Source organism: Streptomyces sp. H39-S7 (genome assembly GCF_027158205.1).
Lineage (GTDB): Bacteria > Actinomycetota > Actinomycetes > Streptomycetales > Streptomycetaceae > Actinacidiphila.
Map to the genome: position 1 here is coordinate 119,983 of NZ_JAPVLU010000018.1, position 16,457 is coordinate 136,439.

Annotated in this window: 11 protein-coding genes; 9 read left to right on the top strand and 2 right to left on the bottom strand. The window is 71.8% G+C overall.

What is annotated here, in order from left to right:
* The first annotated feature begins 76 nt into the window (after window positions 1-76).
* The 3 genes from O3X23_RS19290 to O3X23_RS19300 all read left to right on the top strand — a co-directional run bounded on the left by O3X23_RS19290 (window position 77) and on the right by O3X23_RS19300 (window position 4,218).
* Window positions 77-670: a hypothetical protein gene (locus tag O3X23_RS19290; protein ID WP_269272667.1), complete on the top strand. Its 594-nt coding sequence runs from the start codon at window positions 77-79 to the stop codon at window positions 668-670.
* Window positions 671-879: 209 nt separating this feature from the next.
* Window positions 880-1,095 (top strand): hypothetical protein, encoded by a 216-nt coding sequence (locus O3X23_RS19295; RefSeq protein WP_269272668.1) that lies wholly within the window; start codon window positions 880-882, stop codon window positions 1,093-1,095.
* Window positions 1,096-1,131: 36 nt separating this feature from the next.
* Window positions 1,132-4,218 (top strand): helix-turn-helix transcriptional regulator, encoded by a 3,087-nt coding sequence (locus tag O3X23_RS19300; protein ID WP_269272669.1) that lies wholly within the window; start codon window positions 1,132-1,134, stop codon window positions 4,216-4,218.
* A gap of 33 nt (window positions 4,219-4,251) precedes the next feature.
* On the opposite strand, the gene O3X23_RS19305 is transcribed toward O3X23_RS19300, so the two are convergent.
* Both O3X23_RS19305 and O3X23_RS19310 read right to left on the bottom strand, forming a co-directional pair.
* Window positions 4,252-5,442, bottom strand: coding sequence for a PQQ-dependent sugar dehydrogenase (locus O3X23_RS19305; protein WP_269272670.1), 1,191 nt, complete (start codon window positions 5,440-5,442; stop codon window positions 4,252-4,254).
* Between the two features lie 209 nt (window positions 5,443-5,651).
* Complete coding sequence (locus O3X23_RS19310; protein ID WP_269272671.1) at window positions 5,652-6,695, bottom strand: aldo/keto reductase; 1,044 nt, start codon at window positions 6,693-6,695, stop codon at window positions 5,652-5,654.
* A gap of 87 nt (window positions 6,696-6,782) precedes the next feature.
* Between O3X23_RS19310 and O3X23_RS19315 the strand changes: the two genes are divergently transcribed.
* The 6 genes from O3X23_RS19315 (at window position 6,783) to serA (ending at window position 16,448) form a co-directional block, all read left to right on the top strand.
* Window positions 6,783-7,736, top strand: a complete 954-nt coding sequence (locus tag O3X23_RS19315) for a 2-hydroxyacid dehydrogenase (protein ID WP_269272672.1) — start codon at window positions 6,783-6,785, stop codon at window positions 7,734-7,736.
* 218 nt (window positions 7,737-7,954) lie between these two features.
* Window positions 7,955-10,855, top strand: a complete 2,901-nt coding sequence (locus tag O3X23_RS19320) for a putative bifunctional diguanylate cyclase/phosphodiesterase (protein ID WP_443047896.1) — start codon at window positions 7,955-7,957, stop codon at window positions 10,853-10,855.
* Window positions 10,856-11,053: 198 nt separating this feature from the next.
* Window positions 11,054-12,931: an acetolactate synthase large subunit gene (locus O3X23_RS19325; protein ID WP_269272674.1), complete on the top strand. Its 1,878-nt coding sequence runs from the start codon at window positions 11,054-11,056 to the stop codon at window positions 12,929-12,931.
* 31 nt (window positions 12,932-12,962) lie between these two features.
* Window positions 12,963-13,490 (top strand): acetolactate synthase small subunit, encoded by a 528-nt coding sequence (ilvN, locus tag O3X23_RS19330; RefSeq protein ID WP_269272675.1) that lies wholly within the window; start codon window positions 12,963-12,965, stop codon window positions 13,488-13,490.
* Window positions 13,491-13,617: 127 nt separating this feature from the next.
* Window positions 13,618-14,619 carry a ketol-acid reductoisomerase gene (gene ilvC / locus O3X23_RS19335; RefSeq protein WP_269272676.1) on the top strand — a complete coding sequence of 334 codons (1,002 nt, stop codon included), beginning with the start codon at window positions 13,618-13,620 and terminating at the stop codon, window positions 14,617-14,619.
* Between the two features lie 236 nt (window positions 14,620-14,855).
* On the top strand, window positions 14,856-16,448 hold the full coding sequence (gene serA, locus O3X23_RS19340) for a phosphoglycerate dehydrogenase (protein WP_269272677.1): 1,593 nt from the start codon (window positions 14,856-14,858) through the stop codon (window positions 16,446-16,448).
* Window positions 16,449-16,457 lie beyond the last annotated feature (9 nt).

The following is a 16,457-nucleotide window of genomic DNA, read 5'->3' on the forward strand; positions in this document are numbered from 1 at the left end:
GCCGGGCCGTAACAAGGAGATCGCACGCAGCGAACTCTCAGGCTCCTCTCAGAAACGGAACCTACGGTTTCGTCCCATGGACACCCCCAAGACCGACGCACTGGACAAGGCCCCCACCGACCGGGAGACGGAGACCCCGGACGTACCCGCGCAGGTCGTGGTCGACCCGGAGACCCGCGACGAGGACGGCTTCACGGACGACCTCGAAGAAGACGACGACGCGTCCGCGGAGGACGGCTCCGACGCCGAGCCGGCCGGAACGCGGGGCGCGCCCGGTCTGGCGGCCGCCGCGGCATCGGTCGTCGCGGTCGGGCTCGGGCTGTCGTCGCTCACCGGCACCTGGATCGGCGACCTCATGCAGGACCGCGAGCAGCTGATCGGCAACATCAAGTCCTCCGGCGGCACCCCGCACGCCCAGCTCGCCGCCGCGTACGGCACCCCCTGGCACACCGTGGCGCTCTTCAACGGCATCTTCGCCGTGGTCGCGATCCTGGTCGCGGCCGTCGTCCTGTTCCGTCCCGGCCGACCCGCCACGGCGGGGAACCACTGGAGCCAGGCCCTCGCGTGGGGCGGCCTCATCCTGGGCGTGCTCGGCCTGCTGATCGCCGGGGTCATGTGGTTCGACGTCTTCACGGACCTGCCGCTGCTCCCGGCCACGTCCGCGTCGTGATCCGAGGTCGTGATCCGAGGTCGTGATGCCGGGCCTCCTTACGTCCCGCGTACGGAGGCCTCAGGCTCTAAGGCCCCCCGCGCCCGTGCGGCACCCGGTCTAAGTACCCCCGGCCACCGGAGTTCGGGCAGCTGCCCGATGTGGCGCACCCCCCTTGGCGACGAAGCTTGGTGCAGCGGAACAAGCCGCTCAGCCAAGGGGAACACACCATGTACGAGCTCGAACTGCACCGGGTCCGCGCCACCGAACTCCAGCGTCTGGCACGGGACGAGAACCAGGCCCGCGCGGTCATCGCCGTCCGCCGCGGCGAGCGTCAGGCACAGCGCCGTGCGCAGCGCGCGGCACGCCGCGAGGGGCGGGTGACCACGGACACCGGCCGGGTGGGTCGCGTACTGCGCGGCGTACGGCACCACGCGGCGTCCTGAGTGATAACCGTTACTGCGCTGTCGGACCGCCGTGGGATGCTCGGCACCGTGCAGACCCAATCCGTCAGCCCCGTCTTCGTCGGCCGCGACAGCGAAATGACGCGCCTCGCCGATGCGCTCGCCCGCGCCCACGCGGGCGAGCCGCAGGGCCTGGTCGTCAGCGGTGAGGCCGGCGTCGGCAAGACCCGCCTCGGCGAGGAGTTCCTCGCGGCGGCCGCCGCGGCGGGCGCGGTCACGGCCGTCGGCGGCTGTGTGGAGATCGGCGCGGACGGCCTGCCCTTCGCGCCGGTGTCCACGGCACTGCGCTCGCTCTACCGGCAGCTCGGGGACGAGCTGACGGCCGCGGCCGGCAACCAGGCGGGCGAGCTGTCACGGCTGCTGCCGGAGCTCGGCGAGCACCGCGAGATCGCGCGCGACGGGCGCGACTCGCAGGACGACGACGGCCGGGTACGGCTCTTCGAGCTCACCGCCCGGCTGCTGGAGCGGCTGGCGGCGGACCGCACCGTCGTCCTCGTCCTGGAGGACCTGCACTGGGGCGACCGCTCCACCCGCGAGCTGCTCGCCTACCTCTTCCGGTCGCTGCACCGCGGCCGGCTCCTGATCGTGGCCACCTACCGGTCCGACGACATCCACCGCAGGCACCCGCTGCGCCCCTTCCTCGCCGAGCTGGACCGGCTGCGCACGGTCGGCCGGATCGAGCTGTCCCGGTTCAGCCGCGCGGAGGTCCGCAGCCAGATCACCGGCATCCTGGCCGCCGAGCCCGAGGGCGGCATGGTGGACAAGGTCTTCGAGCGCTCCGACGGCAACCCGTTCTTCGTGGAGGAACTGGCCGTCAGCATCCAGCAGGGCTGCAACTCCGGTCTGAGCGACTCGCTGCGCGACCTGCTGCTCGTGCGGCTCGAAACCCTGTCCGAGGACGCCCAGCGCGCCGCCCGGATCGTCGCCGAAGGCGGCACCACCGTGGAGTACCCGCTGCTCGCCGCCGTCGCGGGGCTCGGCGAGGACGAGCTCATCGAGGCGCTGCGCGCCTGCGTCGGCGCCAACATCCTGCTGCCCTCCGAGGACGGCGACGGTTACCGCTTCCGGCACTCCCTGGTCCGCGAGGCGGTCAGCGACGATCTGCTGCCCGGTGAACGCAGCCGCATCAACCGCCGGTACGCGCAGGCCCTGGAGGCCGGCCCCGGCCTGGTCCGCACGGACGAGCGGGCCGCCAGGCTGGCCAGCTACTGGTACTACGCGCACGACCCGGCGAAGGCGCTGCCCGCCGTGCTGCGCGCCTCCGTCGAGGCCCGCCACCGCCACGCCTACGCCGAGCAGCACCGGCTGCTGGAGCGGGCCCTGGAGCTGTGGGAGGACACCCCCGAGGAGATACGCGGCGAGCTGCGCCCCGCGGACTACGCCGAGGTCTATCCGCCGTGCGGCTGCCACCCCGACTCCCCGCTGAGATTCCTGGACCTGCTGGCGGAGATCACGGTGGCCGCCCGGCTGAGCGGTGAGCCCGAACGGGCCTTCGCCGTGGCCAAGCGCGCGCTCCGGCTGGTCGACGAGACGGAGGACGCGCTGCGCGCCGCCTGGTTCCGCGCCCAGCGCTCCCGGCTGGTCCAGGACCTGGGCCGGGGTGACGGCTGGGAGGACGTGTCCCGCGCGCAGGAGCTCCTGCGCGGCATGCCGCCGTCGGCCGTCCACGCCGACGTCCTCGCCTTCGTCGCCGCCTGGATGATGATCCACAAGTCCGGCGAGGAGGCCATCACCACCGCGGAGCGGGCCGTGGACCTGGCCCGCCTGGTGGGCGCGCGCGAGACGGAACTGAACGCCCGGCTGACCCTCGGGCTGCTCCTCGCCGACTCCGGGGACGTCGAGGGCGGCCTGGCGCTGGCCGAGGACGTCTGCCGCGAGGCGCGCGAGCTCGGGCTGCCCGGACTCATAGGCCGCGCCCACGGCAACCTCGCCTCGGTCCTGGAGGGCGTGGGCCGGTCCCGGGACGCCCTCGCCGTCGCGGCCGAGGGCATCGAGCGCGTCCGCGAGATCGCCACCCGCAGCGTGCGGGCCTACCTGCGCGGCAACGAAGGCGAGTCGCTGTTCTCCCTCGCGCTGTGGGAACAGTGCGAGGAGGCCGTCCTGTGGTCCCGCCGCAACGTGTCCGGGCGGATGGCCGCCGGCGGCCAGGCGCTCTACCTGGGCTTCCTGGCGCTGCGCCGCGGACAGGACGCGGCGGCCGACGAGCACGCGCAGGACGCGCGGGACAGTTTCGTGCACGACACGCAGCCGCAGCACATGGTCCCCATCCGGACGCTGACGCTGGAGATCGCCGTCCGGCGCGGCCGTTTCGACGAGGCGCGCGCGATCCTGGCCGACGCGCTCGACGGGGGCCTGGTGCCCGGTACCTCGCGCTACTGGTGGCCGCTGCTGGCCGCCGGCGCCGCCGCCGAGGCGGACGGGCCCTGGATGACCGTCGACGACCGGCACCGCACGGCGCACCTGCGGCGCATCCGCGAGACCGCGTCCGCGCTGCCCCGGCTCGCGCCGGTCTGGGAGGCGCACGCCCTGCTCGTCGAGGCGGAGCTCGCGCGCGCCGAGGGACAGGCCGCGCCCGAGCGGTGGGCCGCGGTGGTCCGCGCCTTCGAACCGGTGGAGCGCCCGTACGAGCTGGCCCAGAGCCGCTACCGGTGGGCCGAGGCGCTGCTGGCCACCGGGCACGAGACGGGGGAGGCACGGGAGGCCAGGGCGAGCCGTGAGGAGGCCGGCGCGCTCCTCGTACTCGCCCACACGGCTGCCGACGCGCTCGGCGCGCGCCCGCTCGCCGACGAGGTCACGCTGCTCGCCCAGCGCGCCCGGATCGCGCTGCACGAGCCGGACGGCCGGGAGGGAGCGCCCGCGCTCGCCGCCCCGGAAGGACCCGCCGATCCCGCCGAGGCACTGGGCCTGACCGCGCGGGAGCGCGACGTGCTGCGGCTGGTCACCGACGGCCGGACGAACCGTCAGATCGCCGAGGAGCTCTTCATCTCGCCGAAGACGGCGAGCGTGCACGTGTCCAACATCCTGGCCAAGCTCAATGTCTCGGGCCGCGGCGAGGCGGCGGCGCTGGCACACCGGCTGCGGCTGTTCACCGTCCCGTCCGTATGACGGCCGAACGGCTCTCCTGGAACCGGGAGCCGTTCAGCCGGCCTTCAACCGCAGGATGCGGTCGTCGCCGGGCTTGGGGTTGCCCCGCCCGTCCGTGTTGCTGGTGGACAGCAGCAGGGTGCCGTCCTCCAGGGTGACCACGGTACGCAGCCGCCCGTAGGTGTTCACGAAGAACGGCTGCGGGGCCGCGGCGGCCTTCGTGCCGTCCAGCGGGATGCGCCACAGCCGCTCACCCTTCAGCGAGGCCATCCAGATGCACCCGGCGGCGTAGGCGATGCCGCTGGGGGAGGCGTCGTCGGTGTGCCACTGCGCGACCGGGTCGACGTATCCCGCCTGGTGCGCCTGCCCCTCGACGACCGGCCAGCCGTAGTTCTTGCCCGGCTCGATGAGGTTCAGCTCGTCCCAGGTGTTCTGCCCGAACTCCGCCGCCCACAGCCGGCCCTGCGCGTCCCAGGCGAGGCCCTGCACGTTGCGGTGGCCGTACGAGTAGATGACGGAGTCGGCCTCGGGGTTGCCGTGCGCGGGCTGCCCGTCCGGGGTCATCCGCAGGATCTTCCCGCCCAGCGACGTCTTGTCCTGGGCCAGCGGCCGGTTCCCGCTCTCACCGGTGCCGGCGTAGAGCATCTTGTCGGGGCCGAAGGCGATCCGGCCGCCGTTGTGGTTGGTGCCGCTGGGGATGCCGCGCAGGATCGTGTCGGGCGCCCCCAGCTGCTGGCCCACGGGCCTGGAGGGGTCGTAGAGCATGCGCGCGATGCGGTTGTCGTCGGCGGTGGTGAAGTACGCGTACACCAGGCGGTCCGAGCCGAAGGACGGCGAGATCGCGAGCCCCAGCAGGCCGCCCTCGCCGCCCGGCGTCCCGCCGGCCACCCCCGGCACCGAGCCGACCTCGGCGGTCTTCCCGGTGGCGGGGTCGACCCTGAGGATCTTCCCGGTGTCCCGGGAGGCGACCAGCAGCGCCCCGTCCGGGAGTTCGGCCACCCCCCACGGCGTGGTCAGGCCGGTGGCGACGGTCCCGGTCACCGTCGCGGTCCCGGTCGCGGGCGCGGCGGACTCGGAGGCCGGGGACTCGGTGGTCGCTGTGGGAACGGCGGCGGAGGAGGTGGCCGGCGCCTTCGTGGCCGGCGGGTCCGGGACCGCGCCGTCGGGCGACGAGCAGCCCGCGAGCAGCGCGGCGGCGGCAAGCACGGAGGTCACGGCGGTCGCGGTGGTGGTACGGCGGTGCACGGCGGGTCCTCCCTCGTGGTGTCCCGCGATGGCATCACGGGCTGGGCCCGCGGTGCCGACGCCGATTGGGACGGCGGGGACGACCCCCGGGAAATTGCAGCACACAACGGGCCCGCGCGGCGCGACTCTTGTGGGTTCTCCCGCACGTGCCGGTCACCACCGGCCCGCGCGGCCGGTCCGCACGGTCCGTCGAGGACCGGTCCGCACGGTCAGTCCCAGGAGCCCCGTACGGCGGGCAGCCCGGCGATCTCCGCGAAGTCCGCCGGCTCCAGGCGCAGCGCGGCCGCCCCGGCGTTCTCCGCCGCCCAGCGCACGGTCTTCGTGCCCGGCACCGGGACCACCGCGGGCCCCTGGTCCAGTATCCAGGCCAGCGCCACCTGGGCCGGGGTCGCGCCGTGCCGTTCCGCGATTCGCCGCAGGCCCGCCACGATCGGCTGGTTCGCGGCCATCATCTCGGCGGTGAAGCGCGGATGACGGGCCCGCAGGTCGTTCGGCTCGAAGCCCTGACCCGGGGTCAGGGTGCCGGTGAGGAAGCCGTTGCCGAGCGGCATCGCCGCCATGAACCCGACACCCCGCGCGGCACACCACGGAAGCAGCGACTCCAACGCCTCGGTGGACCACACCGAGAGCTCCGCCTGCACACAGCTCACCGGAAAGACCTGCTGCGCGCGCACCAACTGCCGAATCGTCTCCTCGTGCATCCGCCCGCCCGTCTCCCGCCGCCACCCCTCCACGGATGCGCCGCGCGTGCCCCCTTTGTTCGTACGCCGGTTGCCGCGCGCTCCGACCGCGCAGAACCCGAGCGAGCGCACCTTGCCCGCCGCCACCAGCTCCGCCATCGCGCCCCAGGTCTCCTCGACCGGGACCTCGGCGTCGATCCGGTGCAGCTGGTAGAGGTCGATGACATCGGTCTGCAGGCGCCGCAGCGACGCGTCGCAGGCCCGCTTGACGTAGCCGGGCCGCCCGTTGGCCACGATGTGCTGCTCGCCCACCAGCAGACCGCACTTGGTGGAGACGAACACGTCCTGCCGCCGCTCCCGCAGCACCCGCCCGACCAGCAGCTCGTTGGTGAACGGGCCGTACATGTCGGCCGTGTCCAGCAGCGAGGTCCCGTTGTCCAGCGCCGTGTGCACCGCCCGCAGGGACTCCTCGCCGTCCTGCCGCGAAGCGCTGTACGCCCAACTCATGGGCATGCATCCCAGGCCCACGGCGCCCACTTCGAGAGCTGCTGCACCGATTGTCCTGCGCTCCACCTGGCCTGCCCCCTTCACCACGCCCCGACAGGGGCGTGGACCAAGGTAACGCCCTCCTCGGACAGTGCGTCGCATAGCCTCCTGACCATGGCTGACACGTTGCTGAACCACCGGCCCCAGGTCTGGTTGCCCATCCCGGCCGAGGAGATCGGCCCGCTGCCCGCGGATCTGGACTACGTCTTCTGGGACGGCGCCGACGCGTACCCGGCGGACCCGTCGACCGCCGCGTTCTACGTCGTCCCGTACATGAAGGGAGCGGAGGTCGCCCGCCGGCCGCTGCCGCGGATGTCGGGCCTCCGCGTCGTGCAGACCCTGAGCGCGGGCACCGACCAGGTCGCCGGACACCTCGGGGACCTGCCGCCCGGCGTGCGCCTGTGCAACGCACGCGGCGTGCACGAGGCGAGCACCGCGGAGCTCACCCTCGCGCTGACCCTCGCCTCGCTGCGCGGCATCCCGCGCTTCGTGCGCGGCCAGGACGCCGAGGAATGGCACGACGGCTTCTACCCCGCGCTCGCCGACAAGAGCGTACTGATCATCGGCTACGGCGCGATCGGCAGCGCGATCGAGGACCGGTTCGTGCCGTTCGAGTGCGACGTCGTCCGGGTCGCCCGCAGCGCGCGGCCCTCCCCGCGCGGCCCGGTGCACGCCCTCGCCGAACTGCCGGAGCTGCTGCCCCAGGCCGATGTGGTGGTGCTCTCCACCCCGCTCACCGAGGTGACCAGGGGGCTGGTGGGAGCGGAGTTCCTGTCCCGGATGAGGGACGGCGCGCTCCTGGTGAACGTCGCGCGCGGGCCCGTCGTCGACACCACCGCGCTGCTGTCCGAACTGGAGTCCGGACGGCTTCACGCGGCACTCGACGTCACGGACCCCGAACCGCTGCCCGCCGGACACCCGCTCTGGCACGCTCCGAACCTGCTCATCAGCCCGCACGTCGGCGGCAGCACCTCCGCGTTCCTCCCGAGGGCCAAGCGACTGCTGCGCGCACAGCTGTTCCGTTTCGCCACCGGGGAGCCGCTCAACAATGTGGTCACCACGACCTGACGTCGCAGGTGGAGAGGGTGCGAGACCCCGCGACCGCACTGCGTGTCGGCGACCTGCCCTGCGGTCACGCTGTGTAGAGGAACTATGTCCCTGAGTGACGGGTCTGGTGTATCGTCCCGACCGGGGGACGCGTCACGGACACCCAGGGGTTTCCCATGGGTGGGCGGCGGCGCGCGAAAGGTCGGCAAGCAAGGGGGGCGACGGGTGATGCACGGCCAATGGCGGGACGACCTGACGCGGTACCGCGGTGTACCGCGACAGCGATACGGGGCCACACGGTGAGTTCGACCGGGGCGGTGATCGCTCAGCCGCCCGCCCACACCGGCCGGGCCGGGCTGGTGCCCCAGCTCCTGGTCGCCGCGCTCTGCGGAGGTTACGCGACCGGCGCGGCGGTGGGCTGGGGATCGACCTGGCTCGCCGACATCATGGGTGACTTCGGGCTCGCCGCCGCAGCGGCCGCGGCCGGCGTCTCCTCGTTCGTCTACGCCCGGACCCTCACCGGCCGCCAACGGCCCACCTGGTTCCTGTTCGCCGGCTCGTCCGCCATGGTGGCGCTCGGCAACGGAACCTGGGGATGGTACGAGGTGGTGCTGGACGGCACGTTGCCGAAGACCTCGATCGCCGACTTCTTCTTCCTGCTCTTCGCCCCACCGGCCATCATCGGCCTGCTGATGCTCGCCAAGCGCCCGGTGACCCGGGCCGGCTGGGTCTGCCTGGGGCTGGACGCCTGGCTCGTCGGCGGCTCGCTGCTCACCCTGGCCTGGAGCCTCGCACTGGCGAACGACGCGAGCCTGGAAGGGCTCAGCGCCGCCCAGGCCGCGCTCCGCCTCGCCTACCCGCTGCTCGACATCGCGCTCGCCAGCATGGTGCTGGCGCTGCACTTCCGGCGCTCCCCGGCGAACCGGGTCGCGGTCAACACCGCCATCGCCGCCCTGGCGCTGACCGTGCTGTGCGACGCGCTGTTCCGCTCCCCGCTCTGGCGCGAGCACTACCAGTCCGGCCACATCCTGGACGCCGGGTGGTTCGCCGGCAGCATGCTCCTGGCCTACGCCCCCTGGGCCGGCCGGCGTGACGCCGCCCGGGTGGACCCGCGCTCCCTCGCGCACTCCAGCCGCAAGGTCGCGGGCTCGCTGGCCGCGCTCGTCCCGTACCTCGCGGCCGGCGTCTGCACCCTCGGCATCCTGTACAACGTGATCGACGGCCGCAAGACCGACCATGTGGTGCTCCTCACCGGCTGCACCGTCGTCCTGGCGCTCGTCGTCCGCCAGGGCATCATGCTGCTCGACAACATCTCGCTCACCCAGGAACTGGCCCAGAAGGAGAACCACTTCCGGTCCCTGGTGCAGGGTTCGAGCGACGTCATCATGATCGCCGCGCCCACCGGCATACTGCGCTACGTGAGCCCCGCGGCCCGGGGCGTGTACGGGCGGGACGCCGAGGACATGGTGGGCACCGAGCTCGCCTCGCACATCCACCCCGAGGACCTGGGGCGGGTGGTGCACGAGGTCCGCAGGTTTCTCGCCGCCTCACCCGCCGCGGAGCCCGCTACGCGCATCGAATGCCGCATCCGCGCCGGGCGCGGCAGGGACGGCGGCGGCTGGCTCAATGTGGAGTCCAGCGTCAACCGATACCAGGGCGGGCTGATCTTCAACAGCCGTGACGTGACCGAACGGGTGCGCCTGCAGGCCCAGCTCCAGCACAACGCCTCGCACGACCCCCTCACCGACCTGCCCAACCGGGCCCTGTTCACCGAGCGGGTGAGCCGGGCGCTCGGCGGCCGCCGCAGCGGCGACGGCGAGGCGGCGGTGCTCTTCGTCGACCTCGACGGATTCAAGGCGGTCAACGATACGGTCGGCCACCAGGCCGGCGACGAACTGCTCGTCCAGGCGGCCCGGCGGCTTCAGGAGTCGGTTCGCTCCGGCGACACGGCGGCACGGCTGGGCGGCGACGAATTCGCCGCCCTCATCTGTGGCGGCAGTGCCGACCGGCAGGTGCGGGAGTACCAGATCCACGAGATCGCCGACCGGCTGCGGTCCGCGCTCTCCCAGCCGTACCGCGTCGAGTCCGGCGAGGTCCGGGTCGCCGCCAGCATCGGCGTCGCGTTCGCCGAGCCGGGTATCACCCCCAGTGAACTCATGCGCAACGCGGACCTGGCGATGTACCGCGCGAAACAGGCGGGCAAGGGCCGCGTCGAGATGTACGCGCCCCAGATGCAGGCCGACGTGGTGCGCCGTGCCGAACTGGCCACCCGGCTGCGCAACGCCCTGCACGACGGGGAGTTCACCCTGCTGCACCAGCCCGTGGTCGAGCTGCGGACCGGCCGGGTGACGGCCGTCGAGGCACAGGCCCGCTGGCGCTCCGCCCAGGGCATCCTCTTCACCCCCGCCGAGTTCCTGCGGGTGGCGGAGGACACCGACCGCACCGCGGAGCTGAGCCGCTGGCTGCTGCAGGAGGCGGTCGAGCAGGCCGCGCTGCGGCACGGATCCGGCCACGCCGTGCCGGTGGCCGTCAAGATGTCCGTCCGCCGGCTGATGCACCGGGACCTGCCGCTCGGCAGCATCGAGACCCTGCTGAGCCGCCATGAGCTGCCCACCGGCGGACTGATGCTGGAGCTGACCGACAACGACCCGCGGATCTCCATGGAGGAACTGGAGCGCAGGCTGTCGGCGCTGCGCCGCCTCGGTGTCCAGATCGCTCTGGACGGCTTCGGCACCGGCTACGCCGCGATGACCGCGCTGCGCCGCCTCCCGGTGGACCTGCTCAAGATCGACCGGAGCTTCGTCGAGGGCATCGTCGAATCCGCCCGGCTGCACAAGATCACCGCGGGCATGCTGCGGATCGCCGAGGACCTGGGCATCCGCACCGTGGCGGACGGGGTGGACCGGCCCGAGCAGGTCGTCGCGCTGCGCGCCATGGGCTGTACGCACGGCCAGGGCATGGCCTTCTCCGGGCCGCTCGACGAGCACCGGCTGAGGGGCTCCCTGACCCGCGGCGGCTACCCCGTACCGCATGGCTCCACCGCCCTGACCGGCGGTCCACTCCCCGTGCGGCGCAACGGAACCACCGGATCGGGTGATCCCCTTCGCTCAAATGCTGAGACGCCCGTCCCACCCGCTTGACACTCCAAGGGGTCCAGGGAGAGGGTCGTGTTCATGCGCACCCGAATTCTCGTACTTGGAAAGCGCGTCGGCTGACCGAGGCCCACCATCGCCTTGGAAAACGCACCGACGCGCTCCCCTCGCTTGCCTGACGGCACGAGGGGTTTTTTGTTGCCTGGCACCCAGAAGAAAACTCATCTTCGAGAGAAGAGAACGCAGATGACCGAGCAGGCCACCGGGGCCCCCCATCCGCAAGCGCGGGCCCGCAACGGGGGACAGCAGCCCACCGCCCCAGAGCGCATGACGGGCGCGCAGTCCCTCATCCGCTCGCTCGAGGCGGTCGGCGCCGACACCGTATTCGGTATCCCTGGCGGTGCGATCCTGCCGGCCTACGACCCGCTGATGGACTCCGTCAAGGTCCGCCACATCCTGGTCCGCCACGAGCAGGGGGCCGGCCACGCCGCCACCGGCTACGCGCAGGCCACCGGCCGGGTCGGCGTCTGCATGGCCACCTCGGGACCGGGCGCCACCAACCTCGTGACCCCGATCGCCGACGCGCACATGGACTCCGTCCCGCTGGTCGCGATCACCGGCCAGGTCGCCTCCAAGGCGATCGGCACCGACGCCTTCCAGGAGGCGGACATCTGCGGCATCACGATGCCGATCACCAAGCACAACTTCCTGGTGACCCGCGCCGAGGACATCCCGCGGACCATCGCCGAGGCGTTCCACATCGCCTCCACCGGCCGTCCCGGCCCGGTCCTCGTCGACATCGCCAAGGACGCCCTGCAGAACCAGACGACCTTCTCCTGGCCGCCGCAGATGGACCTGCCCGGCTACCGCCCGGTGACCAAGCCGCACGCCAAGCAGATCCGCGAGGCCGCCCGGCTGATCAACGAGGCCAAGCGCCCGGTGCTGTACGTCGGCGGCGGCGTCATGAAGGCCCGCGCCACCGCCGAGCTGCGGATCCTGGCCGAGCTGACCGGCGCCCCGGTCGTCACCACGCTGATGGCGCTCGGCTCGTTCCCCGACAGCCACCCGCAGCACGTCGGCATGCCCGGCATGCACGGCGACGTCACCGCGGTCACCGCCCTGCAGAAGTCCGACCTGCTGATCGCGCTCGGCGCCCGCTTCGACGACCGGGTGACCGGCCGGCTCGACACCTTCGCCCCGGGCGCCAAGATCGTGCACGCGGACATCGACCCCGCCGAGATCGGCAAGAACCGCGCCGCGGACGTGCCGATCGTCGGTGACGCCCGCGAGGTCCTCGCCGACCTGATCGTCGCGGTCCAGGCGGACCACGAGGCCGGCCACAAGGGCGACTACGCCGACTGGTGGAAGGACCTCAACCGCTGGCGCGAGACCTACCCGCTGGGCTACGACACCCCGGACGACGGCAGCCTCTCCCCGCAGCAGGTCATCGAGCGGATCGGCCAGCTCGCCCCCGAGGGCACCCTGTTCGCGGCCGGCGTCGGCCAGCACCAGATGTGGGCCGCGCAGTTCATCAAGTACGAGAAGCCCAACACGTGGTTCAACTCCGGCGGCGCCGGGACCATGGGGTACGCGGTGCCCGCAGCGATGGGCGCCAAGGCCGGCGTCCCCGGCGCGACCGTCTGGGCGGTCGACGGTGACGGCTGCTTCCAGATGACCAACCAGGAGCTGGTCACCTGCGCGCTGAACAACATCCCGATCAAGGTCGCCATCATCAACAACGGCGCCCTGGGCATGGTCCGCCAGTGGCAGAACCTCTTCTACGGCGAGCGCTTCTCCAACACCGTGCTGCACGCCGGTGAGACCAACTCGAACAGCGGCTCGACGGTCGGCGTCGGCTCGACGGTGAACCGCGGCACCCGCGTCCCGGACTTCGTCAAGCTCTCCGAGGCGATGGGCTGCGTGGGTCTGCGCTGCGAGAGCCCGGACGAGCTGGACGCGGTCATCGCCAAGGCCAACTCGATCAACGACCGCCCGGTGGTCGTGGACTTCATCGTCCACGAGGACGCCATGGTGTGGCCGATGGTCGCCGCCGGTACCTCCAACGACGAGATCCTCGCCGCCCGCGATGTCCGCCCGGACTTCAGCGACGGCCAGGAAGACTGAGGCGCAGGACCGAGAGAAGGAACGAAGCGACATGTCCAAGCACACGCTCTCCGTCCTGGTGGAGAACAAGCCCGGCGTCCTGGCCAGGATCACCGCGCTGTTCTCCCGCCGCGGCTTCAATATCGACTCCCTCGCGGTGGGCACCACCGAACACCCCGAGATCTCCCGCATCACCATCGTCGTGAACGTGATCGACGAGCTCCCGCTGGAGCAGGTCACCAAGCAGCTCAACAAGCTGGTCAATGTCCTGAAGATCGTGGAACTGGAGCCCTCGGCCGCCGTTCAGCGTGAACTCGTTCTGGTGAAGGTTCGGGCCGACAACGAGTCCCGTTCCAAGATCGTCGAGATCGTCCAGCTGTTCCGCGCCAAGACCGTGGACGTCTCCCCGGAGGCCGTCACGATCGAGGCCACCGGCGGCGCCGACAAGCTCGAAGCGATGCTCAAGATGCTGGAACCCTTCGGCATCAAGGAGCTGGTGCAGTCCGGCACCATCGCCATAGGGCGCGGCGCCCGCTCCATCACCGACCGCTCCCTGCGGGCCCTCGACCGCTCCGCGTAGTACCTCCCGAAGCTCAGCCGTGCTGCGGTCCCGCCCCCGGTGGGACCGCATGGCGAGACCGACGCGCTTTCCTCCGCCCACCGGACGTACTGTGTGGGCAATCCACAGAACCAAGGAGATATCCCAAGTGGCTGCCGAGCTGTTCTACAACGACGACGCCGACCTCTCCATCATCCAGGGCCGCAAGGTCGCGGTCATCGGATACGGCAGCCAGGGTCACGCCCACGCGCTGTCGCTGCGCGACTCCGGCGTCGACGTGCGCGTCGGCCTGCACGAGGGCTCCAAGTCCAAGGCCAAGGCCGAGGAGGAGGGCCTGCGGGTCGTCTCCGTCGCCGAAGCCGCCGCCGAGGCCGACGTCATCATGATCCTGGTCCCGGACCCGCTCCAGGGCAAGGTCTACGAGGAGTCCATCAAGGACCACCTCAAGGACGGCGACGCGCTCTTCTTCGGCCACGGCCTCAACATCCGCTACGGCTTCATCAAGCCGCCGGCCAACGTCGACGTCGCCCTGGTCGCCCCGAAGGGCCCGGGCCACCTGGTCCGCCGCCAGTACGTCGAGGGCCGCGGCGTCCCGTGCATCGCGGGTGTCGAGCAGGACGCGACGGGCAAGGCGTTCGAGCTCGCGCTGTCCTACGCCAAGGGCATCGGCGGCACCCGCGCCGGCGTCATCAAGACCACCTTCACCGAGGAGACCGAGACCGACCTCTTCGGCGAGCAGGCGGTCCTCTGCGGCGGCGCCTCCGCGCTCGTCAAGGCGGGCTTCGAGACCCTCGTCGAGGCCGGCTACCAGCCCGAGATCGCGTACTTCGAGTGCCTCCACGAGCTCAAGCTGATCGTGGACCTCATGTACGAGGGCGGCCTGGAGAAGATGCGCTGGTCGGTCTCCGAGACCGCCGAGTGGGGCGACTACGTCACCGGCCCCCGCATCATCAACGACCAGACCAAGGTCGAGATGAAGAAGGTCCTCGCCGAGATCCAGGACGGCACCTTCGCCAAGAACTGGATGGCCGAGTACGAGGCCGGTCTGCCGAAGTACAACGAGTACAAGAAGGCCGACCAGGACCACCTGCTGGAGACCACCGGCAAGAAGCTCCGCAAGCTCATGAGCTGGGTCGACGACGAGGCGTGAGCCCCGTCGCGTGCGGGGCGGTCGCAGTGGCCGCCCCGCACCGTTGTCCACGGCGTACAGCCACGTGCGGGTGATCCTTCCACCAAGGCACAAGCCGCACTCGGCGGCGCCGATACACTGCAACTACAAAGCGCGTCAGGCTCACAGCGTCGTGCGTCTTCCACGCGGCATGCCATCCCCTCCCTCCCTGGAGCGTCCGCGGGACCGGCCGCCCACGAAGGACAAGTGAGGACCACGTGAGCCAGAAGCCTGTCGTACTCATCGCCGAAGAGCTGTCGCCCGCTACCGTCGACGCGCTGGGGCCGGATTTCGACATCCGGCACTGCAACGGCGCCGACCGGGGTGAGTTGCTCTCCGCGATCAAGGATGCCGACGCCATCCTGGTCCGAAGCGCCACCAAGGTCGACGCGGAGGCCATCGCCGCCGCGCCCAAGCTGCGAGTCGTCGCCCGTGCGGGCGTCGGTCTCGACAACGTCGACGTGGCCGCCGCCACCAAGGCCGGTGTCATGGTCGTCAACGCGCCGACCTCGAACATCGTCACCGCCGCCGAGCTGGCCTGCGGCCTGCTCATCGCCACCGCCCGCAACATCGCGCCGGCCAACTCGGCGCTGAAGAACGGCGAGTGGAAGCGGAACAAGTACACCGGCGTGGAGCTGGCCGAGAAGACCCTCGGCGTCGTCGGCCTCGGCCGCATCGGCGCGCTGGTCGCCCAGCGCATGTCCGCGTTCGGCATGAAGATCGTCGCGTACGACCCCTACATCCAGCCCGCTCGCGCGGCCCAGATGGGTGTCAAGATCCTCAGCCTGGACGAGCTGCTGGAGGTCTCCGACTTCATCACCGTCCACCTGCCGAAGACCCCCGAGACCCTCGGGCTGATCGGTGACGAGGCCCTGCACAAGGTCAAGCCCTCGGTCCGGATCGTGAACGCCGCGCGCGGCGGGATCGTGGACGAGGAGGCGCTCGCCTCGGCCCTCAAGGAGGGCCGCGTCGCGGGTGCGGGCCTGGACGTCTACGCGAAGGAGCCGTGCACCGACTCCCCGCTCTTCCAGTTCGACAACGTGGTGGCCACCCCGCACCTGGGTGCCTCCACCGACGAGGCGCAGGAGAAGGCCGGCATCGCCGTCGCCAAGTCCGTCCGCCTCGCCCTCGCCGGCGAGCTGGTACCGGACGCGGTCAACGTCCAGGGCGGCGTCATCGCCGAGGACGTGCGCCCGGGCCTGCCGCTCGCCGAGAAGCTCGGCCGGATCTTCACCGCACTGGCCGGCGAGGTCGCCGCCCGCCTCGATGTCGAGGTACGCGGCGAGATCACCCAGCACGACGTGAAGGTGCTCGAACTCTCCGCGCTCAAGGGCGTCTTCGAGGACGTCGTCGCCGAGACCGTCTCCTACGTCAACGCGCCGCTGTTCGCCCAGGAGCGCGGTGTCGAGGTCCGGCTGACCACGTCGAGCGAGTCGCCCGACCACCGCAACATGGTCACCGTGCGCGGCACTCTGACGGACGGCACGGAGGTGTCGGTCTCCGGCACGCTGGCCGGCCCGAAGAACATCCAGAAGATCGTCGCCGTCGGTGACGAGGACGTGGACCTGGTCCTCGCCGACCACATGGCCTTCCTCCGCTACACCGACCGCCCCGGCGTCGTCGGCACGATCGGCCGCATCCTCGGCGAGGCCGGCGTCAACATCGCCGGCATGCAGGTCGCCCGCGCGGCCGTCGGCGGCGAGGCCCTCGTGGCCCTGACCGTCGACTCCTGCATCCCCCCGGCCGCCCTGGCCGAGATCGCCACGGAGATCGGCGCGACGTCGTCGCGCGCGGTGGACCTGACGGACTGACCGCAGACA